At 41.5% G+C, this 20135-nt stretch carries 14 protein-coding genes; 2 read left to right on the forward strand and 12 right to left on the reverse strand.

Annotation, left to right across the window (positions count from 1 at the left end; all coding sequences use genetic code 11):
- Positions 1-8 precede the first annotated feature (8 nt).
- Positions 9-3401, reverse strand: a complete 3393-nt coding sequence (rpoB, locus tag WC773_01450) for a DNA-directed RNA polymerase subunit beta (protein ID MFA6082067.1) — start codon at positions 3399-3401, stop codon at positions 9-11.
- Positions 3402-4012: 611 nt separating this feature from the next.
- On the opposite strand from rpoB, the gene WC773_01455 reads away from it, so the two are divergent.
- Positions 4013-4303 carry a hypothetical protein gene (locus WC773_01455; protein MFA6082068.1) on the forward strand — a complete coding sequence of 97 codons (291 nt, stop codon included), beginning with the start codon at positions 4013-4015 and terminating at the stop codon, positions 4301-4303.
- 277 nt (positions 4304-4580) lie between these two features.
- Positions 4581-4769, forward strand: a complete 189-nt coding sequence (locus tag WC773_01460) for a hypothetical protein (protein ID MFA6082069.1) — start codon at positions 4581-4583, stop codon at positions 4767-4769.
- A 391-nt stretch (positions 4770-5160) separates the two neighbouring features.
- Here WC773_01460 and WC773_01465 read toward each other — a convergent pair whose 3' ends face one another.
- The 11 genes from WC773_01465 to WC773_01515 form a co-directional block, all read right to left on the reverse strand.
- On the reverse strand, positions 5161-5916 hold the full coding sequence (locus WC773_01465; protein ID MFA6082070.1) for a PD-(D/E)XK nuclease family protein: 756 nt from the start codon (positions 5914-5916) through the stop codon (positions 5161-5163).
- 3 nt (positions 5917-5919) lie between these two features.
- The gene (locus WC773_01470) at positions 5920-8736 is read right to left on the reverse strand and encodes a hypothetical protein (protein ID MFA6082071.1); all 2817 of its coding nucleotides are present in this window, start codon (positions 8734-8736) and stop codon (positions 5920-5922) included.
- Positions 8729-11572, reverse strand: a complete 2844-nt coding sequence (locus WC773_01475; GenBank protein MFA6082072.1) for a DEAD/DEAH box helicase family protein — start codon at positions 11570-11572, stop codon at positions 8729-8731. Before WC773_01475 ends, WC773_01470 begins: the two co-directional genes overlap by 8 nt.
- Before the next feature lie 3 nt (positions 11573-11575).
- The gene (locus WC773_01480) at positions 11576-13348 is read right to left on the reverse strand and encodes a site-specific DNA-methyltransferase (GenBank protein MFA6082073.1); all 1773 of its coding nucleotides are present in this window, start codon (positions 13346-13348) and stop codon (positions 11576-11578) included.
- 4 nt (positions 13349-13352) lie between these two features.
- Positions 13353-16292: an SNF2-related protein gene (locus tag WC773_01485; protein ID MFA6082074.1), complete on the reverse strand. Its 2940-nt coding sequence runs from the start codon at positions 16290-16292 to the stop codon at positions 13353-13355.
- A gap of 53 nt (positions 16293-16345) precedes the next feature.
- Positions 16346-16603: a hypothetical protein gene (locus tag WC773_01490; protein ID MFA6082075.1), complete on the reverse strand. Its 258-nt coding sequence runs from the start codon at positions 16601-16603 to the stop codon at positions 16346-16348.
- Positions 16604-16875: 272 nt separating this feature from the next.
- Positions 16876-17544, reverse strand: a complete 669-nt coding sequence (locus tag WC773_01495; protein ID MFA6082076.1) for a Fic family protein — start codon at positions 17542-17544, stop codon at positions 16876-16878.
- Between the two features lie 8 nt (positions 17545-17552).
- Complete coding sequence (locus WC773_01500) at positions 17553-17747, reverse strand: hypothetical protein (GenBank protein MFA6082077.1); 195 nt, start codon at positions 17745-17747, stop codon at positions 17553-17555.
- A 132-nt stretch (positions 17748-17879) separates the two neighbouring features.
- Entirely contained in the window at positions 17880-18476 is a 597-nt protein-coding gene (locus tag WC773_01505; protein MFA6082078.1) for an alpha/beta hydrolase, read from the reverse strand.
- A gap of 1 nt (position 18477) precedes the next feature.
- A complete protein-coding gene (locus tag WC773_01510; GenBank protein ID MFA6082079.1) occupies positions 18478-19002 on the reverse strand; it encodes a GNAT family protein in 525 nt (174 codons plus the stop codon).
- 2 nt (positions 19003-19004) lie between these two features.
- Complete coding sequence (locus tag WC773_01515) at positions 19005-19838, reverse strand: Bro-N domain-containing protein (protein MFA6082080.1); 834 nt, start codon at positions 19836-19838, stop codon at positions 19005-19007.
- Positions 19839-20135 lie beyond the last annotated feature (297 nt).

Raw genomic sequence — 20135 nt, forward strand, 5'->3', positions numbered from 1 at the left:
CTTCTCCTTTATGCTTCTTCAGCAGCTGCGACAGGCTCTGACAACTCGTCATCACTGCCAATTTCGGTTACTAATTTATCCACTGCTTCTTCGTCTTCAATCATGCCGCCAACCGGCTCGTTTAAGATTTCTTCTAAGGTTTCACCAGTGTCAGAGACCGGCGCCATCGCCTTTTTGGCCTCTTCCAAATGAATTTCAAAGTTTTTGGCGTCTTCATCGCTTAACAACTGAACCGACAAGCCTAAGCTTTGCAACTCTTTAACCAACACGTTAAACGATTCCGGAATAGATGGTTTTTGAATTGGATCGCCCTTAATAATGGCTTCGTAAACTTTGCTTCTACCCACGGTGTCATCGGATTTAACCGTCAACATTTCTTGCAAAGTATGAGCGGCACCATAAGCCTCTAATGCCCAAACTTCCATTTCTCCGAATCGCTGGCCACCAAACTGGGCTTTTCCACCCAATGGCTGCTGGGTGATCATGGAGTATGGTCCAACTGAACGAGCGTGCATCTTGTCATCAACCAAGTGAGACAATTTCATGATGTAGTTAATACCGGTGGTAGTAGTGTGATCAAAACCGGCGCCGCTGCGGCCATCAAACAACTGAATTTTGCCGGTCTTAGGCAATTTGGCTTTCTCTAAGTAAGTTTGAATCTGCTCCCAACTTAAACCTTCAAATACCGGGCTGGCTACTTTGATGTTTAAGGTGTTGGCGGCCCAGCCTAGGTGAGTCTCTAAAATCTGACCCAAGTTCATACGGGAAACCACACCCAGCGGGTTAAGAATGATGTCTACCGGCGTGCCATCTGGCATATACGGCATATCTTCTACCGGCAAAATGGTAGAAATAACACCTTTGTTACCGTGACGTCCGGCTAATTTATCACCAACCGCAATTTTACGTAACTGAGCCACCGAGATTTCTACTTGCTGATAAACACCGGCTGGCAACTCATCACCCTGATCTTTATTAAATAATTTAATCTCAACCACTTTACCGCGTTCGCCGTGAGGCAAGCGCAAAGAGGCGTCTCGGACGTCTTTGGCTTTTTCACCAAAGATGGCGCGTAACAATTTTTCTTCGGCAGACAACTCGGTCTCACCTTTAGGCGTAATTTTACCCACCAAAATGTCGCCGGTCTCTACCTCTGCACCAATGCGCACAATACCGCTTTCGTCTAAGTTAGACAGCGCTTCTTCGGACACGTTTGGGATATCTTGAGTGATTACTTCTGGCCCCAATTTAGTGTCTCGTACTTCACAAACGTATTTTTCGATGTGAATAGAGGTGAAACGATCTCGATGTAACATGCGCTCGGAAATAATGATAGCATCTTCAAAGTTACCACCACCCCAGCTCATAAACGCCACCAAAACGTTCTGACCCAAGGCCAGCTCGCCTTTATCGGTGGCAGAGCTATCGGCAATCACCTGACCCTTAACCACGTGTTGCTCAACATCTACAATTGGACGTTGGTTAATACAAGTGGCCTGGTTTGATCGCACAAATTTCTGTAATTTATAAACTTTTTTCTCTTTAGTATCGTCTTCCAACACGGTAATGTGATGGGCGGTTGATTCCAAAACCGTACCAGACTCATCGGCAATAATAATCTGACCGGAGTCGTAAGCGGCCTCGTACTCCATACCAGTACCCACCACCGGAGATTGCGGCACAATAACCGGCACAGCTTGACGTTGCATGTTTGCACCCATCAACGCGCGCGCGGCTTCATCGTGTTCAATGAACGGGATCAAGGAAGCCGAAATACCCAAAATCTGTTTCGGCGAAACATCAATATATTGAATTTTCTTAGTATCTTCAACCGCCGGCTCACCAAATCTACGCACCAAAGTACGAACTTCTGTAAAGTAGCCGTCTTTGTCAATTGGAGCTGAGGCTGGAGCAATGATGTGACGCTCTTCGGTGGCGGCATCTAAATAATCAATTTTATCACTAACCTTGGTCTTGCCATCAATCTGCTCAACTTTGCGGTAAGGTGATTCGATAAAACCGTAATCATTCACCCGTCCGTAAGAAGCCAAATAGCCCACCAACCCAATGTTCGGGCCTTCTGGGGTTTCAATTGGGCAAATGCGGCCGTAATGAGTAGGATGAACGTCTCGAACTTCGAAACCGGCGCGCTCACGAGAAAGTCCACCCGGACCGGTAGCGGAAAGCGTGCGCTTGTTACCAAGCTCGGCTAGCGGGTTAGTCTGGCTCATAAACTGTGATAACTGAGATGAGGCAAAGAACTCTTGCAACACCGCCATAATTGGGCGCGAGTTAACCAACTGCGCCGGCGTAACGGTGGCAATGTCTGAGACGCTCATGCGATCTTTAACAATACGTTCCATACGCAACAAACCAACGCGAATTTTAGCCTGCACCAATTCACCCACGGCGCGAACGCGGCGGTTGGCTAAGTGATCGATATCATCTTTCTTAGCAGTTGGATCGTTATTTAATCTAATTACTTCTTTAACGATGGCGATAAAATCATCCATCCGCAAAATTCGATTCTCAACTACGTCTTTAACCTGCAAATTCAAACGAATGTTCATGCGATAACGGCCAACGCGCCCAAGATCGTAGCGTTTGTTATTAAAGAACAACATATTCAAGAACGAACGTGCGCCTTCTGGGTTAGCCAAGTCTCCCGGGCGAATCTTTTTATAAACTTCTACCACGGCCTGATCTTCGCTTTTAGTCACGTCTTTTTCAAGTGTGGCGTTAATGTACTGGTGATCTGGATTAGTATCTACATCTTTAAACAAATCACGAATAGCATCGTCGTTAGCGTAACCAAAAGCACGCAAGAACGTAGTGACATTAATGCGGCGTTTGCGATCAATTTTAACCGTAATCACGTCTTTAGCGTTAGTTTCAACTTCTAACCATGCGCCGCGGTTAGGAATAATTTTAGCGCCAAATAAGTTGCGGCCGGGCACTTCATCGTTAGCAAAAAGTACGCCATATGAGCGTACAATCTGGGTAACAACCACACGCTCAATACCGTTAATAATAAAGGTGCCGCGTTTGGTCATCAACGGGAAATCACCCAAAAAGACATCGCTCTCTTTAATTTCACCGGTTTCTTTGTTCAACAAGCTAGCGCGAGCCTTAAATGGGGCTTTGTAAGTTAAGTTTTTGTCGCGCGCCATTTCTTCGGTAATGCGCGATTTGTCTAGGGTTGGAGAGCTAAAAGTAAGCGACAAGCTTTTGCCGGTAAAATCTTCTATTGGATTAATCTCGTCTAAAAGCTCTTGAACACCTTGCTCAAACAACCATTTATATGAGTTCGTCTGAATTTCGATAAGGTTTGGTAACTTGGTGGGGTTTGGATTACCGGATAAATAGATTCTTTCTGGCTTAGTGCTTGCACTTTTACTCATCACATTTCTCCCTTTGTTATCGAAACTATATTATTTATATATATTAGATTTGGGTGATAATACGCATCACAGTTTGTCATTTCGACTCCCTCCGGGCGTAGTCTACGGGCAGAGCCTCGAGCGTTGTCTCGAGGGTGGAGAAATCTTCATAAAGAGTTCTCCTCGGTTCCGTTCTCTGTCCTCTGTCATCTGTTTTCCGAATTTACACAAAACGGCCGGTTCTGCTTGGATAGCAGAAACAGCCTGCTTAATGTCAGGACTTAAGCCGAAATTATTACCATGAGGCTCCGACGTTTGGCTAATCTATATTTAGGCTATCAAAAGTTTGATAGCTTGTCAACCCCCTGGCAACGAGGGGTTGCCAAAATTTTAAATTTTAAATTTTAAATTTGAAATTGGTCGAATTTTTGTTTTTAGATAGTCTTTCACCCGGATTGTCATTCCGGGCTCGACCCGGAATCTATATAAATAGAACATCCATACGCAGTTCAAATTATAAATTTCAAAATGTAAATTCACCCACCCGCCTTGCTCTTTACTCTTATATATGTTATTATATTGGCATACTGAGCGCCATTGCTCAGAATTCGGTTCACAATAAGGAGTCCGTGATGCGACACGCTCAAGGCGGGAAAATCCGAGGCAAGCACACGAGCATCATCGACGAGGCCGAGTCGCTGATTAAGGCGGTGGACGGCCTGGCGTGCGTTACTGGAGTGAGTCTTGGATTCATCCAGCACACCAAAGGGCGCCCAGTCCCGAAGAACCTCAAGTTCCTTGACGTGGATGCCGGGCTGCAACTCACCGTTCGCGCCCCAAAGACGGTTCAGACGCTGATTGTCTATACCAGCGACCGAACCGGCACGGCAAAAGCGCTTTGCGAGGCCTTCTACAAGAAGTGACCTCGCGCCCATCACCATCCACCAGGCCGGCAGTCCACCACGGACTCCCGGCCTAATTCTTTGCTTATTTATCTTGTCATTCCGGTCCGCCGGCTGGCGGATAATCCGGAATCTACATAAAAAGAATCATTCCAAATGTTTTAAAATTAAAAATTAAAAATTTAAAATTTTGCTTATGTCTATCCCCCATCACAATATCGAGTCCAACATTCGTCTTGACATGATTATATTATTGTAGTATATCTAAATTATCCTGCAAGTCGAAAGGGTTAGTCCGATGCCAGAGAGAGACACGCAGTCCCGCAGTGGCAGTATCGAAGTGACAGTGGGCTCCGGCCGCGATGGCGGCACCGGCCAGTCGACGACCGACATGCTGATCATCGATCACGACAGCCGCGACGGTAGCCACGACCACGTGGTCATCAGCGAGTCCGGCGAGACGCTGCACGACACCACCCGCAAGTAGGAAGTGCACGGAGGGCTAACGCTCACACCGACACTTCCTGGGCAGATACCTCTATCGGAGGCGTCTGCCTGTAATCATAGAACAGGGCCTCACCAAAGGCCGGCAGTCCACCACGGACTCCCGGCCTAATTCTTTGCCAATTTTTGTTTTCCCCTGTCATTCCGGATTTAATCCGGAATCTATTCCTATGGTGTCATTCCCGCGAAGGTGGGAATCCAGCCTATAAAAAACCGTCTTTCTTCTGGATCCCCGAATAAAATGTCGGGGATGACAATTTAGTCAAAACCGTGCTCAAAAGAGAACCGTCCCCTATCCTTTGTCATTCCGGGCTCGACCTGGAATCTATATAGATAAAACTTCCATACACAGTAAAAATTAAAAAATTTAAAATTTAAAATTCCACGGTCTTAACCGCCTCGGTGTAACCACAATAATCACAACTTGGATTGGCTTCTGGAATACTATCACTATTCAAACACTCATGTGCTTTAAGCAACGTGCCATCTATCCAACTGTCACTGCCCTTATACGCAATTAGCGTAATATCAAACTCTAACTTGGCGTCAAACGCGCTTTTGTCTGTGCGCCCGTTGCAATACACAAAATAGCCGGTATCAGAAACCTTGTAACCATTTTGCCTCAAGAGCCACTGATACACCTCCATCTGCCGCTTATACCCGTCTTGCCACTCTTTATTAAGCTCGGTTATTTCCTCGGCTTTAGAGGTAGATTTATAATCCACCACAATATATTCACCTTGTGAGTTCTGCCACAAATCGTCAATTGCACCAAAGACTAAAAAGTTGGTTTTGGGATGCAAAAACTGCACGCCGGTAAAGTTATGCCGCCATTTTTCTAAATCTTCATGCGCCACCGGCACCGCATCTACTCCGTATTTCTGAATCAGCGGATGTTTGCTACCTTTAGCACGGTAGATATCGAATTCGAGTTTTAACAGGTGGTCAACGGCGGAGTTTAGGGCAAATGGGAATCCGGGTGGTCTGCCAACCCCTAGCCGGCGGTCTAGGTAGAAACACCGCGGGCATTCGGTAAATAGGTCAATTTTGCTGCGGGATAACTTAAACGGCTCTGACGAATTAGGATCGTACAAGCCTTTTACTCGTTGTGGGGTGTAATATTCGTACATGATTTATAATTCTTTCTTAAAATCTAATTTCCTGGCTCTCTGCCGCAACGCCTCTTTACCACCCTCGAGCACATCAATTATCCTGTCTCTGATTTCTATATTTTCAATAGAACCGGTTAGGTAATCAAAGTTATATTTTCCCGCGCTATGTCTTGAATTACTTGATACCAACACCTCTTCTGAATCAGCACAAACAACCAAACTTCCGTTATGAGAAACAATAATAATTTGCCTATCCTCCTTTTCGGACTTTATAAAGTTGACAAGGTCAGTCGCTACGCCACCAACGTCTAAGTCATCTTCAGGCTGATCTATTAATATAGGATACTTTTCGTCATCAAATCTAAATACCAACTCGAGCAAGGCAATTGCTTTTTGCCCTCCTGTCATATCCTTAAAAGCCGTGTCATTCTCCTTGGTTTTTACCGAGTTAAGATAATCAATCTCGTATCGGTTCTTTATTAATTGGGAAATTACCTGTGAAACATCAGATGCGTCAACCTTGATTTTAATCTTGTTATTCACGAGATTAACTATTACTTTCCTAAGAGTATCATTACTTAACTGAGCAGTACTCTCACCAAAGAATTGAGTAATATCTGGTTCCTGCTTTAAGCTTGCGTCTGTGTCACGGGTGTTAATGTTTCGCTCCACGAACCTCTTTAGATCTTCGCTATTATATTCTGTGACAATATCAATATTCAGGAATGTAAATAGGTCATCAAACCGCACGGTTTCAAATACTGTTTTACGCTGATAATCATACTCTTTGTATATGTTGATTAAGGAATCGATTGCCTCTTTTTGCTGTACGTCTGATTGTTGAAGAATCTTTGTAAGTTCATCAATTTTTTTAATCGTATCCTGAAGTCCTGCTAGCTCCTTAGTCAATGTCTCGAGGGCCGTATTTAGTTTGATTTTCTCATTGAGTGTACTAACGATCGCGCTATTCTCCTTGATAACTGTTTCGCAACTGTTAATTTCAGTTTTAATACTATCAATCTCTGCTTTTATTAGAACACTCAAACTTTCTTTTCCTTTTCTGACCAATTCATCGCGAATTAATTTCTGTCTCTCGAGTGAGAGTCTGCTAAATTCCTGGTTTGATACATAGACTCCTGCGCCCGTCTTATCAAGAGTCTCAAGGATTGTTTTGTCCTGAGACAGCAGCAGAAGGAATTTCTGATTATCAGCAATGAGGCTCTTAGCATCCGAGTATTCTTTAATTTCCTCATCAGATATAGATGTGCTACCTGAGACCTTATATTTTTTAATTTCAACATTTTTATTTGCAATTTCTTTTTCAATCTCAATTTTCGATCCTTGTTTTCTTATAAGAAGTGCGGTTTCGTTATTAGTAGATTTGGCTGATAGCAAGCTTTCAATTAATGCCTCTGCTTTAACTTTGTTATTTGAAGTTAACTCTTCGTAAACTTGAATCGCATTCGCAAACAATGAATGCTTTTTAAGTAATCGGGTTAAGAACTGATCCCTTTCTGCCGCTTTATCCCCATCGTCATACGCTAAGGAACTCAAATAATTTTGGGGTATATAAAAAACGCTTTTTGGGCTGTCATTGCTACCATGATCTTCCTGCCCATCAACCCATATAACTTTCACCGAATCTAATGGATACAGATTGGCGGGCTTATCTTTTTCAGTAAATTGTGCTGGATCGACATTATGCGCGATATTTCTTAGCAACGTAGACTTCCCGCTACCGCGAACACCGATGATTGAGTTAAGATCCTGGTTAAACACAACAGTTTTGTCCTGTTGATCAGCGTTCTTGTATGTAGCTCTATCAATTATTATCCGCCCTGACTTACTATCGCCAGGATTTCTTTCCTGGATTCGTACTCTATCCTTTGGTTCCCATAAAACCTGTTTTAAACCTTCAAAACTTGTATCCGCTTTTATCCAGCAAAATAGATTATTATCTGGATTAAATAATTTTGCTTCCGTATGGGCATCGCATCCGTGAACGCAAGGTTTTAATGATCCGCATTTACTAATAACTGTTTCCCTGTCATCGGTTTTTTCTCCCAGAAAGTATCGTCTATCTTCAGGATTGCCGGAAAAGATTGCATTAGAAATAGTATAAATAGATTTTCTTACAGCATCGAGTTGGCTTGCAGCATCATTTTCAAATAGATCGTAATGTTTTTGTAAACCCGAAGCACCATCTACACAGGAATTACTAACTACAATAATTACCTTCTCGCGGAAGTTGGCGTTAGCTTCATAAAGGGCATGTAATTGGCTGTGATCGACGACAAACGAATCTATCCCTTTTTTGTAAGCGGCTACATCACTTAAGTTTGAATCGATAAATTTTCCCAACCCTATAAACCCAGCTTGATTCATTTTGAACTTTCGGCCAGGCTCAGCAGCATACTCTATAGAATTAAATAGATCGTTGTCTATATTTGCAACAAAATCAGGATTAAGTATACAGTGTATATTCACGAGCCGCCCATGATCTGTAGAGGGCATCATTCGCAACTCGATGTTTGGTATAATAAATATTTCTTTGATCTTCACTTTTTCCTCTGGTAAGAATACAGGCTCGCCAGATTCGTTTGTTTCATGGAAACTGTCAATATTATCGACGAACTCTTTAACCTTTTTGTAGTTATCAATATTAAAATAGTCAGTAATTCCAATTACGACGATTTCTTTTGATAACGCTTCCCTTAATAGAGTCGTGCAAAACTGGCCGAAGGATTGACTTGTAAACCTATCATTTTTAGCAGTATCTTTTGTATGAACATGTAGATCCCACCTTGCCCATATTGAACCGCGAGGATTGTTACGCATTAGTAATCCTTAATAGTCCGGGCACTGTTGAGTGAACCGTTATCCTATCAGTCGGGACAATAATGTATCTCCATGGTTTTATAATGCCATTAGATCCAATATTTCTCGAAACCAGATCACAATACTTCTCAGCTGTCTTCTTTTTCTCTTGAACATTATGGGCCAGTATTTCACTTTCTGGTTTCACTTCAACCATTACAATTTCATGCTCCAATTCGACTACAAAATCTGGTTCATATCTATGTTGCGATTCACCGTTTTCGTCACGCCAGTATAAGCCTTCAAACTGATTGGGTGCCGGTCGAAGCCAATCTATGACAGATCCATCCCTTTCTAGAAGATACGCTAAGCGAACTTCGTCCGAGGAATCAAATCGATATTTAGAATGACAGGCTTTTTGAAACTTGCCATAAAGCAGTTTGGCGTTAAATGTATCCACCTGCGAATCAAGAAAAACAACCTTTTCATCAAAAGATTCGGAAATATTGTACTGTTCCAGATATGGTTTTGGTTCTCGTATATCCGATTCAAGATATCCTTCAGACTTTAGCTCCTTATGTTCTAAAATCTGCTTATAGATATCCTCGGCGATTGAACGTGCGTTACTTTCAATTATTAAGGCCAAATTATCCTCGTCGATTGCCTTTTTACGGTAATATACCACTGCTTGTTCCGCCAACTTGAGAAGTAATGGTTTTTGAGCTGGGTCATCATAATCAACCAACGGAAAGTCCAATAGTGCAGCGATTATCGTGCTTTGTGGGGATTGCCTATAATGCGCTCCAAAACTACTGATTCTCGTCACCTCGCTCACCCTGCGACCAGGGACTTCTTCTCCGAATAGGTTTTCCTCATGCTCATTCTGTAGTTGCTCTTCAAGAATAGCCCGTTCGTTGGTATAGGTACGCAACATTCCAAAACTTGTATCTAAGTCAAAATGTTCAATGGATAGCTCTCCAAAATGTGGAGTGAGAATTAGGCGCGGAATGGGTATATTTCTTTTTTCCATTGTTGCGGCAGATTCTTTTGCAATCTTAGAAAGTTCATCTTTTACCTCATCGCTGAAAGAACCAAACAGAGTATCGGGGCCAAATGAGATCTCTGTGGGCGCACCAGATTCCTGACCGTAATAATTAGAAAATGTGAGGCTCTTGATCGTCTCTCTAGTCAACCCGCCAACAATTTCATCTTTCTTAGCCTCGGCGAATCTTTCTCTGACAGATTCATCCATACTTTCACTTTGAGGGAAGCTAGCAACAATCGCTTCAACCTTCTCGTCTACTGCCCGCATCACCAAATTATTTTGGGTTATCTCCCTCATTAGAACATCAAGAATCACCGGTTGGACTTCGGCTAATACTTTAACCTCTTTTGCCTCGCGTTCAGATATCTGCTCTACCTGTCCTTGAATAAGTGGTGAATCTTTAGCAAGCGCAACTACTTTAGAATACTGTTCATGGGCAACAAGCACTAATCTATCCACCAAAGGAACGCCGGTTCGTTCTCCGTAAGGCAATCGCAAACCGCGCCCAATGGTTTGCTCAGTTAGAATTGCAGCGGCTGATTCACGTAGGGGCGCGATGGTATAGACGTTTGTAACATCCCAGCCCTCTTTAAGCATGTTGACATGAATCACAATCTCAATCGGATTGTCGGGATGCTCAAGAGAGATTAGTTTCTCAATATTTTCATCAGCCTCATCCCCGCGAAGTCTTGTATGTATTTCAATTACTTTTCCGGCAAACTCTCCGGCACGGAAGTTCTCACTTTCAATCAGGTTTCTTAGCTCTCCTGCATGCGTTGTGTCTTTAGCCACAACCAGCATAACTGGCTTTACAACCGATCTATTGTTTTCTAGCGCATATTCTTTTAAGGCATTCTTAGCTCGTTCGTGAAAAAAGGCGGCTAGTTGTAATTTACGGGCATCAGTATCAATCGAATCCGGATCAAATTGGCTGAAATCCACATCAGCTTCAGTACCGATCCACGGATCCTTAACTAGTTTACCTCGAATGGCATCACCAAGATTATATGAATACAAAACATTTTTCATTCTGGTCTGAGTTGCATTTCTGCCTGTGCCTTGAGTGCCCAAATAAGGCGTTGCAGTCATCTCCAAGCCAAATAGAGGATCGAGTATATCAAGTGCCCCAAGCGCGGCATCAGCGTGGTAATGATGGGCTTCATCAAGCATGACCACTAAATCGTCGTGTTCCTTAAGGTAATCAAAATACGACTCGCCAGCTGTTTCCCAAGCTTTCGTTATACCTCGTTCATTGGTCATGTCTCTCTGGGCAAACTGCTGAACATTAAAGATATTTATCTCAATCTGGTTGCCAAAAAGAGTGTACCCGCGCTGTTTTGTATAGTTATCAACTGTAATTACCTTGGCTGTGTTGATATTTATCTCTTGGATACCTTTGAAAACATACTTTGGGTTATTTGCTTTACTAAAATCATCAAATAGCTTTCGGTAGATAGTTAGGTTGGGGGCAACTATCAAAAAGTGCTGGATGTTATAAACCAAGTATAAATACGCTACAAAAGCACCCATTAATCTGGTTTTACCCACTCCAGTGGCCAGAGCGAAAGTGTAAGCGGGGAATTTTCGCTCAAATTCCTCAAACCCGCGCGCTTCAGGGACAGTGCTAAAATATTCTCTGCTTGTTTCCAATATTTCAGCAGTATCGCCTCGATTCGTTTTCTTCATGCGGGCTAACACCCTTTGCCCAGCTTCTGATTGTAAGTAATTAGCAAATATCTCTAAACTTTTGAGCTGCGGATCGCGCAGGCTCATTGCATTGTTGATATATACAAGTGCTTCTTGTGGAGTCATGGCCTAGTCGCTTTCCTCATCATTTTCTAATTCTTCCATAGCTGTTTCCTTAATTGGCAGTAAGTATTCTTTCTTGCCAAAATGACAGGCTTTCAGCACTGATTGTGGAATCTTCTTGATCGTAATTCGACTATCAATTTTTTCCGCGCCGGGCTCAAACTTCTTGGGACAAATAATCAATGATTCGCCATCGGAAAGATGGCCCACAATCTGTTGAACCATTCCGCATGTTAAGAGTTGGGTTGTGACATAAAGGTAGTTCTTACCTTGGCCCATACCGTGTTTCCAATATTCAGTTTGGCTTGGCTGATAAGTGAAATTCATCAGCTTGCACATGGCTTTAATAAGCTTTGTATCGTTGTAATAATCGTCAATTATTGGGTTACCAAACTCATCTTTGATGATAAAACTTGGGGCTAACTCATAGAATTTGTATGCACCTCCACCTTGCCATTCTAAGGTTTTACTGATACCACCTTGATCTAGACCGCTAATGACCTTATCTAATCTTACCTTGCAGTGTGTGAATGCATGATCGCCCATTTCAATTCCAAGATATCTACGTCTCATTTTATGTGCGACAGCGCATGTTGTACCAGAGCCCAGGAAAGAATCTAGTACGATATCATCCTCATTTGTAGACATTCGTATTATTCTCTGTAGCAGTGATTCCGGCTTTTTACCGTTTGGGAAAAGTACCCCGCCTTCTTTTGTAACATTAATCCAGCTAAAACCATCCCAGTAGGTACCAATTTTTTCCTTTTTGTATATCTTTCCTTTTAAAAGTGTTGCGGTATCTTTGAGCCAAATCACAAGAACTTTTTGTTTTCCCATAAAAATAATATCTATTTTATTATCTTTATTTCTTCCGGACTTGGGGCTATAAGAAGCAATGAACATATTATTTTCACTATCCGTAGCATCCCAAACTCTGGTTCTGATCGATGTTTGAGCATTTGTTGTGGTAATTATTTTGTCAAAATATTTTATATACACTTCATTCTCAGAAATGCCTTCAAGCTGAGCTATTTGTTTTACGCTTTTTATGTCGTAACTTTTAACTTCGGATATTACTATATCATCGCCGCTTCCGTCCTTAATGATTTTATACGGAACGACATTATCAATCTTATAAAGTACGGAGGTGTATTTAAAACTTTTTTCGTCATCTTTCATTCGAGCAATATAACTCATCAGCTCTGTTTCCTTATAAACAGGTTCAAACGGCAAAAAAGAATTTGTTTCTTTGCAATATACTAATATATATTCAATGTTCTTCTTTAGCCTTATATCTTCACCGCCCCCACTGGCACCGGCACTAACTTTTGAATTCACCGAGATAGTATTGATAAAGTTATTTCTTCCAAAAACTTCATCCATTAATACCCTAAGATACGGTTGCTCAACATCATCAATTTGAATAAAAATAATTCCATCTTCTTTAAGAAGCATCCTCAATAATTCTAGCCTTGGTTTCATCAAGGATAGCCAAGTACTATGCTCTACGCTGTCATCGTAGTACTCAAATGCGTTACCGGTGTTATATGGCGGATCAATATATATACATTTTATTTTACCCTCATATTCAGGGAGTAGAGCTTTTAGTGCGAGAAGATTATCCCCGTGAATAATCATATTCTCGGTATTTGGATCATTGGCACAATTTGAAAGCTCAGGGTTTTCTTCTAAGATTCTTGGCTCGATGTTAGCAATATCGTACTCGGGATTATTTTTCCCAATCCAGGTTAGTTCTAGTTTTTGTTTGTTGTTTGTCATAGCTTTATATTACCTTAAACCGGATGGAAAATAAGGGCGTGAGCGTTGTTTTCTGCTTAAGTTGAGCTTCTACTCTTTCAAGAAGCCCCTCTTTTTTGGTTTCAACCTCATCCTGTGATTGATAAAGTTTCATGCGCATATTGTTCCGTTTCTTTTCAGTGTCTTTAATCTCGCGTTGAAGTTTAACTTTTTCTGCTAGATTTAAGACCTTTTTCGCATTTGTCTTCATTGTTTTTATATCAATATCGAGTCGCTTCAGCTCTATTTCTAAACTTTTTTTCATATCCTCTGCCCATTTATCGAGCTTGTCTACTTCATCTTCAAAGAACTCACCATTACGTTCGGCAATATCAATAGTGAGACCATTTACCTTTTCCTGTTCCAATTGTTGTACTTCTGCATTTACTGTTACTACATTATTCTGGGCAACCTCTGCCTTCAAGGAAAATAGCTTTTTCGCCACATCTTCATCAATTTGAGTCCCATCATCCGTTAGAGCAGTTAATATGAGATTATCTTCGGTTTCAAATGAGCCAATGGTGAGCTCTGATACTTGCAGATAACCAGAAGTGCCTACCAGCTCACTTACTGGGGTAATAATCTGTCCGTGGTTTGAATAATCGAATACGAGTTCGGCGCTGGGTAGATTAATTGCTTTGACTTCACGCAAAATATGCTCGGCCAGTGGATGGCCTGGGCGATAGATATGCGCGTCATCAATATTTTTGCCAATTTTATATGGGCCTTCTTCAATGTCTTCACCGGGGAATGGATTATTTTTTAGTGTAAAAGAGTATTCGCCATCAGCATATATTGCTCTGTTTCCTAAATAGTGCTGTGAAACATCCCAGAGCCACTTTTCATATGTTTCTAGAAAAGCCTTGCTCTCTCGTAAATTGATTTTTAGTTTTTCATGAACATCAGCATCGAAGTTCTCCAGAAGCTTTTCTTTAGCGCCACGCATACCTTCTTGAATCGACTCGTCCATTTCTGTCTGCAGGGCATCAAAAGCAGTGTTTATCTCTACCTCTGTACGGCAAGACTGATATATTGCAGCGATTCGTTTTTCAAAATCTACACCAGATTCAATACTTCCAAGTACTTCATCACTTGCCCCAAATACCCCTTTAAAAAGTTTGAATTTTTGATCAAGAAGTTCGTAAACGCGCTGATCGGCAGCGTTCTTGCGGTTTACAAAATTTACCACAACCACATCGTGCTTTTGGCCATAACGATGACAGCGACCGATTCTTTGCTCAATTCTTTGCGGGTTCCACGGGAGATCATAATTAATAACTAGTGAACAGAATTGTAGGTTAATGCCTTCAGCTGCAGCTTCCGTCGCAATCATTATTTCCGCATCAGATTTGAAATAGTCTACCAGAGCTGCACGTAGGTCTGCGGTCTTTGACCCTGTAATTTTGTCACTATCAGCGTTTTTCTTAAGCCATTCAGCGTAAATATCTTTGGATTTCTGATCATTATTAGAGCCGTTAAATAGCAGTATTTTATCTTTGTAGCCGATATCTGATAGTAAATCCCATAGATATTTTTGAGTGATAGTAGATTCAGTAAAGATTACCGCTTTTTTCTGGGCTCCAAGCGTTGCGGTCATTTCAAAACCTTTTTCTAATGCAATAAGCAGGGATTCTCCTTTGGAATTTTTGAAAATTGCTTTGGCCAAATCTCTAAACTTTTCCAAATCCTTTTTTTCTGTTTTGATATGAGGAATATCTTCAAGCGTGTATTTCTTCTTAGCTTTTCCTTTACCCTCAGGCTCATCTTCCTCATCATCAATCCACTCGTCTGCTGTATCCGCAAGCGCCTCATAATTTTCAGCAAGATCGAACGGGAGTTCATCATTTATAGTCTTGGACTCTTCTCGGATCTCTTCCTCCAATTTTTCAAGTTTATAAACCAGGCCATTCAAGGTGCTGGCAATTGCAAAAGAAGATGAGGCGAGAAGCTTACGCAAAATTAGCGTCATAAGTTGACGTTGGCTGTATGGGAGCGCGTATAGCTTTGGCCGCTGTAAATATTCTGACATACCATCATATAGCTCAATCTCTTGATCGGTAGGCACGTAATCTTGGGTGATTGGCTTGCGATCACGAAAATTTATGTATTCCAAAACCTGACGTCGTAAGGTGCGGATACAGATTGGTCTCAATCTGGCGCGCAAATCAGCGAACATTTCCTGCTTTGGCTCTACTAAACCTAACTCCCCATCGTAAATATCTTGTTCACGGGATACTTTAGCGTAGTTTGCTTTGAAGCTTTCTAGATCACCGAAGATATGGTCATCAATAATACTGGTAAGGCCGTATAGCTCTAATAATGAGTTTTGGAGTGGAGTCGCCGTAAGTAATAATTTGGGATATTCCTGAATTGCGTCCTTAATTTCTCTTGCAATTTTGTTGCTTGTTTTATAGACATTGCGCAGTCGGTGTGCCTCATCGATTACTACCAAGTCGAAAGTTGTCTGGCGGATATACGCTGATTTACCTTTGGCAAAATGGTATGAGCAAATAACAATCGCGTCTTCTTGGCTGAAGGGATTAAGATTGCCGGCTTTTATGATTTGATTAAATGATTTAGTCTCCAGAATTAGTGAGGGTAGAAAGAATTTTTCTTGGAGCTCACTGTTCCACTGCTTTCTAAGGCTTGATGGAACTATTAAAAGTATTTTTCTTTTTCGTTCAGCCCACTTTTGAGATAAAACCAAACCAGCTTCAATGGTTTTCCCCAAACCAACCTCGTCTGCAAGAATTGCTCCTTTTGATAAGGGTGATTTAAAGGCGAACAGAGCGGCCTCTATCTGGTGAGGGTTTAGATCAACCTGTGCGTTTGAAAGCGTAGAAGATAGTTTTTCAAGACTATTTGACGGGCTGCGCTTGGTCAGCTCGTAAGCAAAGTATTTTGCATGATAATCGGTTAATTTCATTTCAAGCTTAATATACTCTTTTTGTTCGTGAATGTTAAATCAGCTTATTCTGGTTAACTACGTCGGTTGTCATAAAATCCAGACGGAGATGGCGACGCCGAGATCTGTATTCCTGATGTAGAAGCGATGCGAGCACCACCATAGTGATGCGTTGAGTATTGCGCAATCTCAACATGTTCAAAATACCCAATTATTTTGCAATTTGAGCTATAGCACCATTTACATATTAACTCCCCAGCTGATGTGCCAGCACTGAATATTATGATGGCCGCGCCGCATGTAAAACACCAAACAATTGGATTAATTTTCATTTTTTTCCTTTCCTTTTAATCTGTCTGACATTTCATTATAAGTGAGTCCGCGGACTATATCCACTTTTTTGCGCTATGTCAATATGCTCTGGCTCGTGGAAGAAAAGTCAAATCAAAAATCTTTTATATAGGTTCCGGATACTCCTCGCGGCCTTGCGGCCGGAGTCGTTAGTTCCTAACGGAACAATCAAGTCCGGAATGACACGAGTAGCGTCTGGAATAATAATTAAATCGATTTTAGGTCTTCAACAATTTCGGGGAAAGTTGGTTGGTCAAAGTGCTTTCGGTTTCTTATGTGTCGCAGGGTAGTATTTCATTGGGACACCATTGTATCGCTCGTTTAATCCCTCGTATATTAATTTCTTTAACGGCTCATAATCAGAATTGTTGTCAATTTGAGCTAAAGCTTTACGATACGCATTCTTATTTTCTTTTTCAATCTTAACCGATATCCCAACAAGCCCATATCTTTCAAGAATTAAGTTAGCAGCTAGCCTAGCAGTTCTCCCGTTTCCCTCAAAAAATGGGTGGATGAATGTAATTTTATGATGAATCCAAGCGGCAACTGTGACTACTTTGTCAATGCATTCTACCAATTCATTACTAATCTCATCAAACCCGATTATTAGTCCTTTGCATTCTGGACCAATGTTATTAATTTTACTAATAAGTTCTGCATCGGCTTGTTTCATAAGACCTGGTATTTTTGTTGGATGCGGTGGTAGATGTTTTGAACCTGAGATTTTGACCTCTTCGGTTCTGAATTGCCCCGCAATTTCAGGCCAGATATTTTTCCATATCTCTTTATGAATAGCGTTTACGGTTTCAAGATTTATTTTCTTGTCAGACCTGGCATATTTTCGCACAAAACCGGCTGCATGAATTACTCCAGCAGCGGCTTTTCGCTCCAGATCCTCTTCATCTTTTGGTCTGGATTGCATAAGTTGCCTTATCTTACTTTAGTGGCAAGTTTATCGAATTCTTTTCGGTCAATTTTACTGCCTTCTAAAGTGCTAGAATAGTACGCATGTTCAATATCCCACGATTTCTCGAGGTCGTTTTTTTGAGACGAGGTCATCTTCTTGATGGTTTCTCGTGCAATTTTAATATTTGATATAAGCAGTGATGCTTGTTTTGCGGTCATTTATCCTCCGATTAATGATCTGACTAAGTATATTCCAATTTTACGCATTTTTCAATGTATCTTTACATAATTATCTGTTTTAATTCTAATACAATGACGTAAATAAGCAACAAATATCCCTAACTGTCATGACTATAATGCTCGAATATCCTCAACAATTTCGGGGAAGGTGGGTTGGTCAAAGTGCTTTCGGTCATCAAAAACCCTAAGCGTTGCTTGTAGCAACTCCTTAACGTAATCTTTGCAATTTGAAAATGGCACAACTTTGTCATCTTTACTTTGATAAATAAATATCGTTTTAACCTGTTTGGCCAGGCCGTCTAGCGATTTGATTATATTAAAATCGACTAGCGGGTGTTTGGTTGGCGTGTTGTAAGGCGCGGCGACCAAGTAAACCGCCTTAATTTTTCTTGAGCTAACATTTTCTGATAGATATTTAGCGGTGAATATTCCACCCAGTGAGTGCCCAATTATAATTACGTTGTCATCTAGTAATGGAATAATTTTTTCGAACATAATTTTCCATTCGGCGTATCGCGCATTTCGAGCGTTGGGCATTTTTGGAATTAAAACTTGGTAGTTGCCACCTAGTGCATCTGCCAAATTGTCCTTCCAGCTTTTTGCCACCATTTTTTCAAGTGTGACCTCTCTGTTTTTTAGGTTTTGAATATATTCCTCGTGCGTTTCAAACGCATTCCCACCATTTATCACTAATATTTGCTGTGTCATTTTACTTCCTTTCAGATGGATTTATTAATCCCATTTGGATTTCGTCTTGATATTTTTGATCATAAAACACTTGTTCCTTAAGCACGCCTTCTACCTCAAACCCAAGCGATTTGTACAGATTGATCGCTGGGAGGTTGTAGCTGTACACCGCTAGGAATATTTTGTGTAGTTTGAGCTTTTCAAAACCGTATTTGATGATGTATTCGCAGGCTTTTCTGCCAATACCAAGCCCTCTGTATTCATCTTCACCAATCATGATGAATAGTTCGGCGTGTTTATCTACCGGATTTTGGCCGGTTAATCCAACTAGACCAACCGGAATGCCGTTGGCCTTGACGGTGAAGCGTTTGTCATATTTATTTTTTTGATAGCGGTTGAACCATCTTACGTTGTCTTTGTGGGTTACGCCGTTTCTAATTTGCCACCCTAAGTTGGCTTTGACTTTGGGATTTTGTATCCATTTGGTTCGTAGTTTGATGTCTTCTAGCTTTAGCGGGCTAAAAGTTATTTTTAATTGCTCTGGCATTTTTATTCCTTATCTTTAATTTCTTTCTTCTTTGGCAAATAGTTCTCGTTAGTAATTACTTTTTTACCGGTTTCTTGTTCTAGCTCAATTCTAGCATTTTTGGCGATACCACCGCCTTTTATACCAGCAATTTTATTTGGCTCAAATCCAGTGGCTTTATCTGTTTCGGCTATCTTACGGGTAGATAGCTCTGCCAGCGCGGTGAAAATTAGCTCGGCTTCAGACATATGATCACGCAGATTTTGTTTTGAAAGTCCTTTAATTTGTTTGTGTTTACCAACAGTTAGCCCGCTCCATTCTTGATGAATCACATTTGTTAGAATAGCAAATTCGCTTTGCTCTTCTATTCCATTATTTTTCCAGTAATCGGTTAGTTTATTTCTAGTTTCTTGCCCCATCATCCTTTGTTGAATCCATTTTTCACTCCGACCGAATCGTTGCCAGTTTTCTCTAGCGCGATTTATCGCTTTTTCCGGATCTTGAATTTCTTGGATTCTCTCGTAGCCAACTTTAGACAACCAGAGCTTAAACGGTTCTGCTTTAGGTGATGGGATCGACTGAATAATACGCAGAATAGCCTGGGTTGTGGCGCAATCCGTCAAGTATTTTTTTCCATCTGACGATTCTAGTTTCAGTTGTCGACAAAGTGTCGACAACTCTACACCATCCTCTGAATTTACACGGATTTTCATTTTGAACCAATAGTCTCGCGCATTAACACTGTTAGTTAGCGTCTCGACTACGTCAACCACTGAGAAATACCATACCGATTCCTTACTATCCCAGACTCGTCTAATTTTCTTGCCTTCGAATAACGCTATTTCAAGATCGGTCATTTTGTCTCCAGTCTATATATTATACACATCTATTATAATATCATTTGCGTAAAACTACCATACAAATACCGAATCGTCCGACAGACGTCCCCGACATTATATTCGGGGATCCAGAAATAGACTTTTTCATAGACTGCCCCGAAGCGCGTTCGGGGTGGCTGGCGCCAGATTCTAGACGAAGTCTACCCCGTGCTGTGCCACGGGGCGGGAATGACACGAGGAGTGCCCGGGATAACATAAATTGATAAAGAAAAGGCCCCGGGCACGGATGTGCTGGGGCCTTCTTGGGGCGGGTAG

This window comes from Patescibacteria group bacterium (assembly GCA_041660565.1).
GTDB lineage: Bacteria > Patescibacteriota > UBA1384 > CAJBMM01 > CAJBMM01 > JBAZWC01.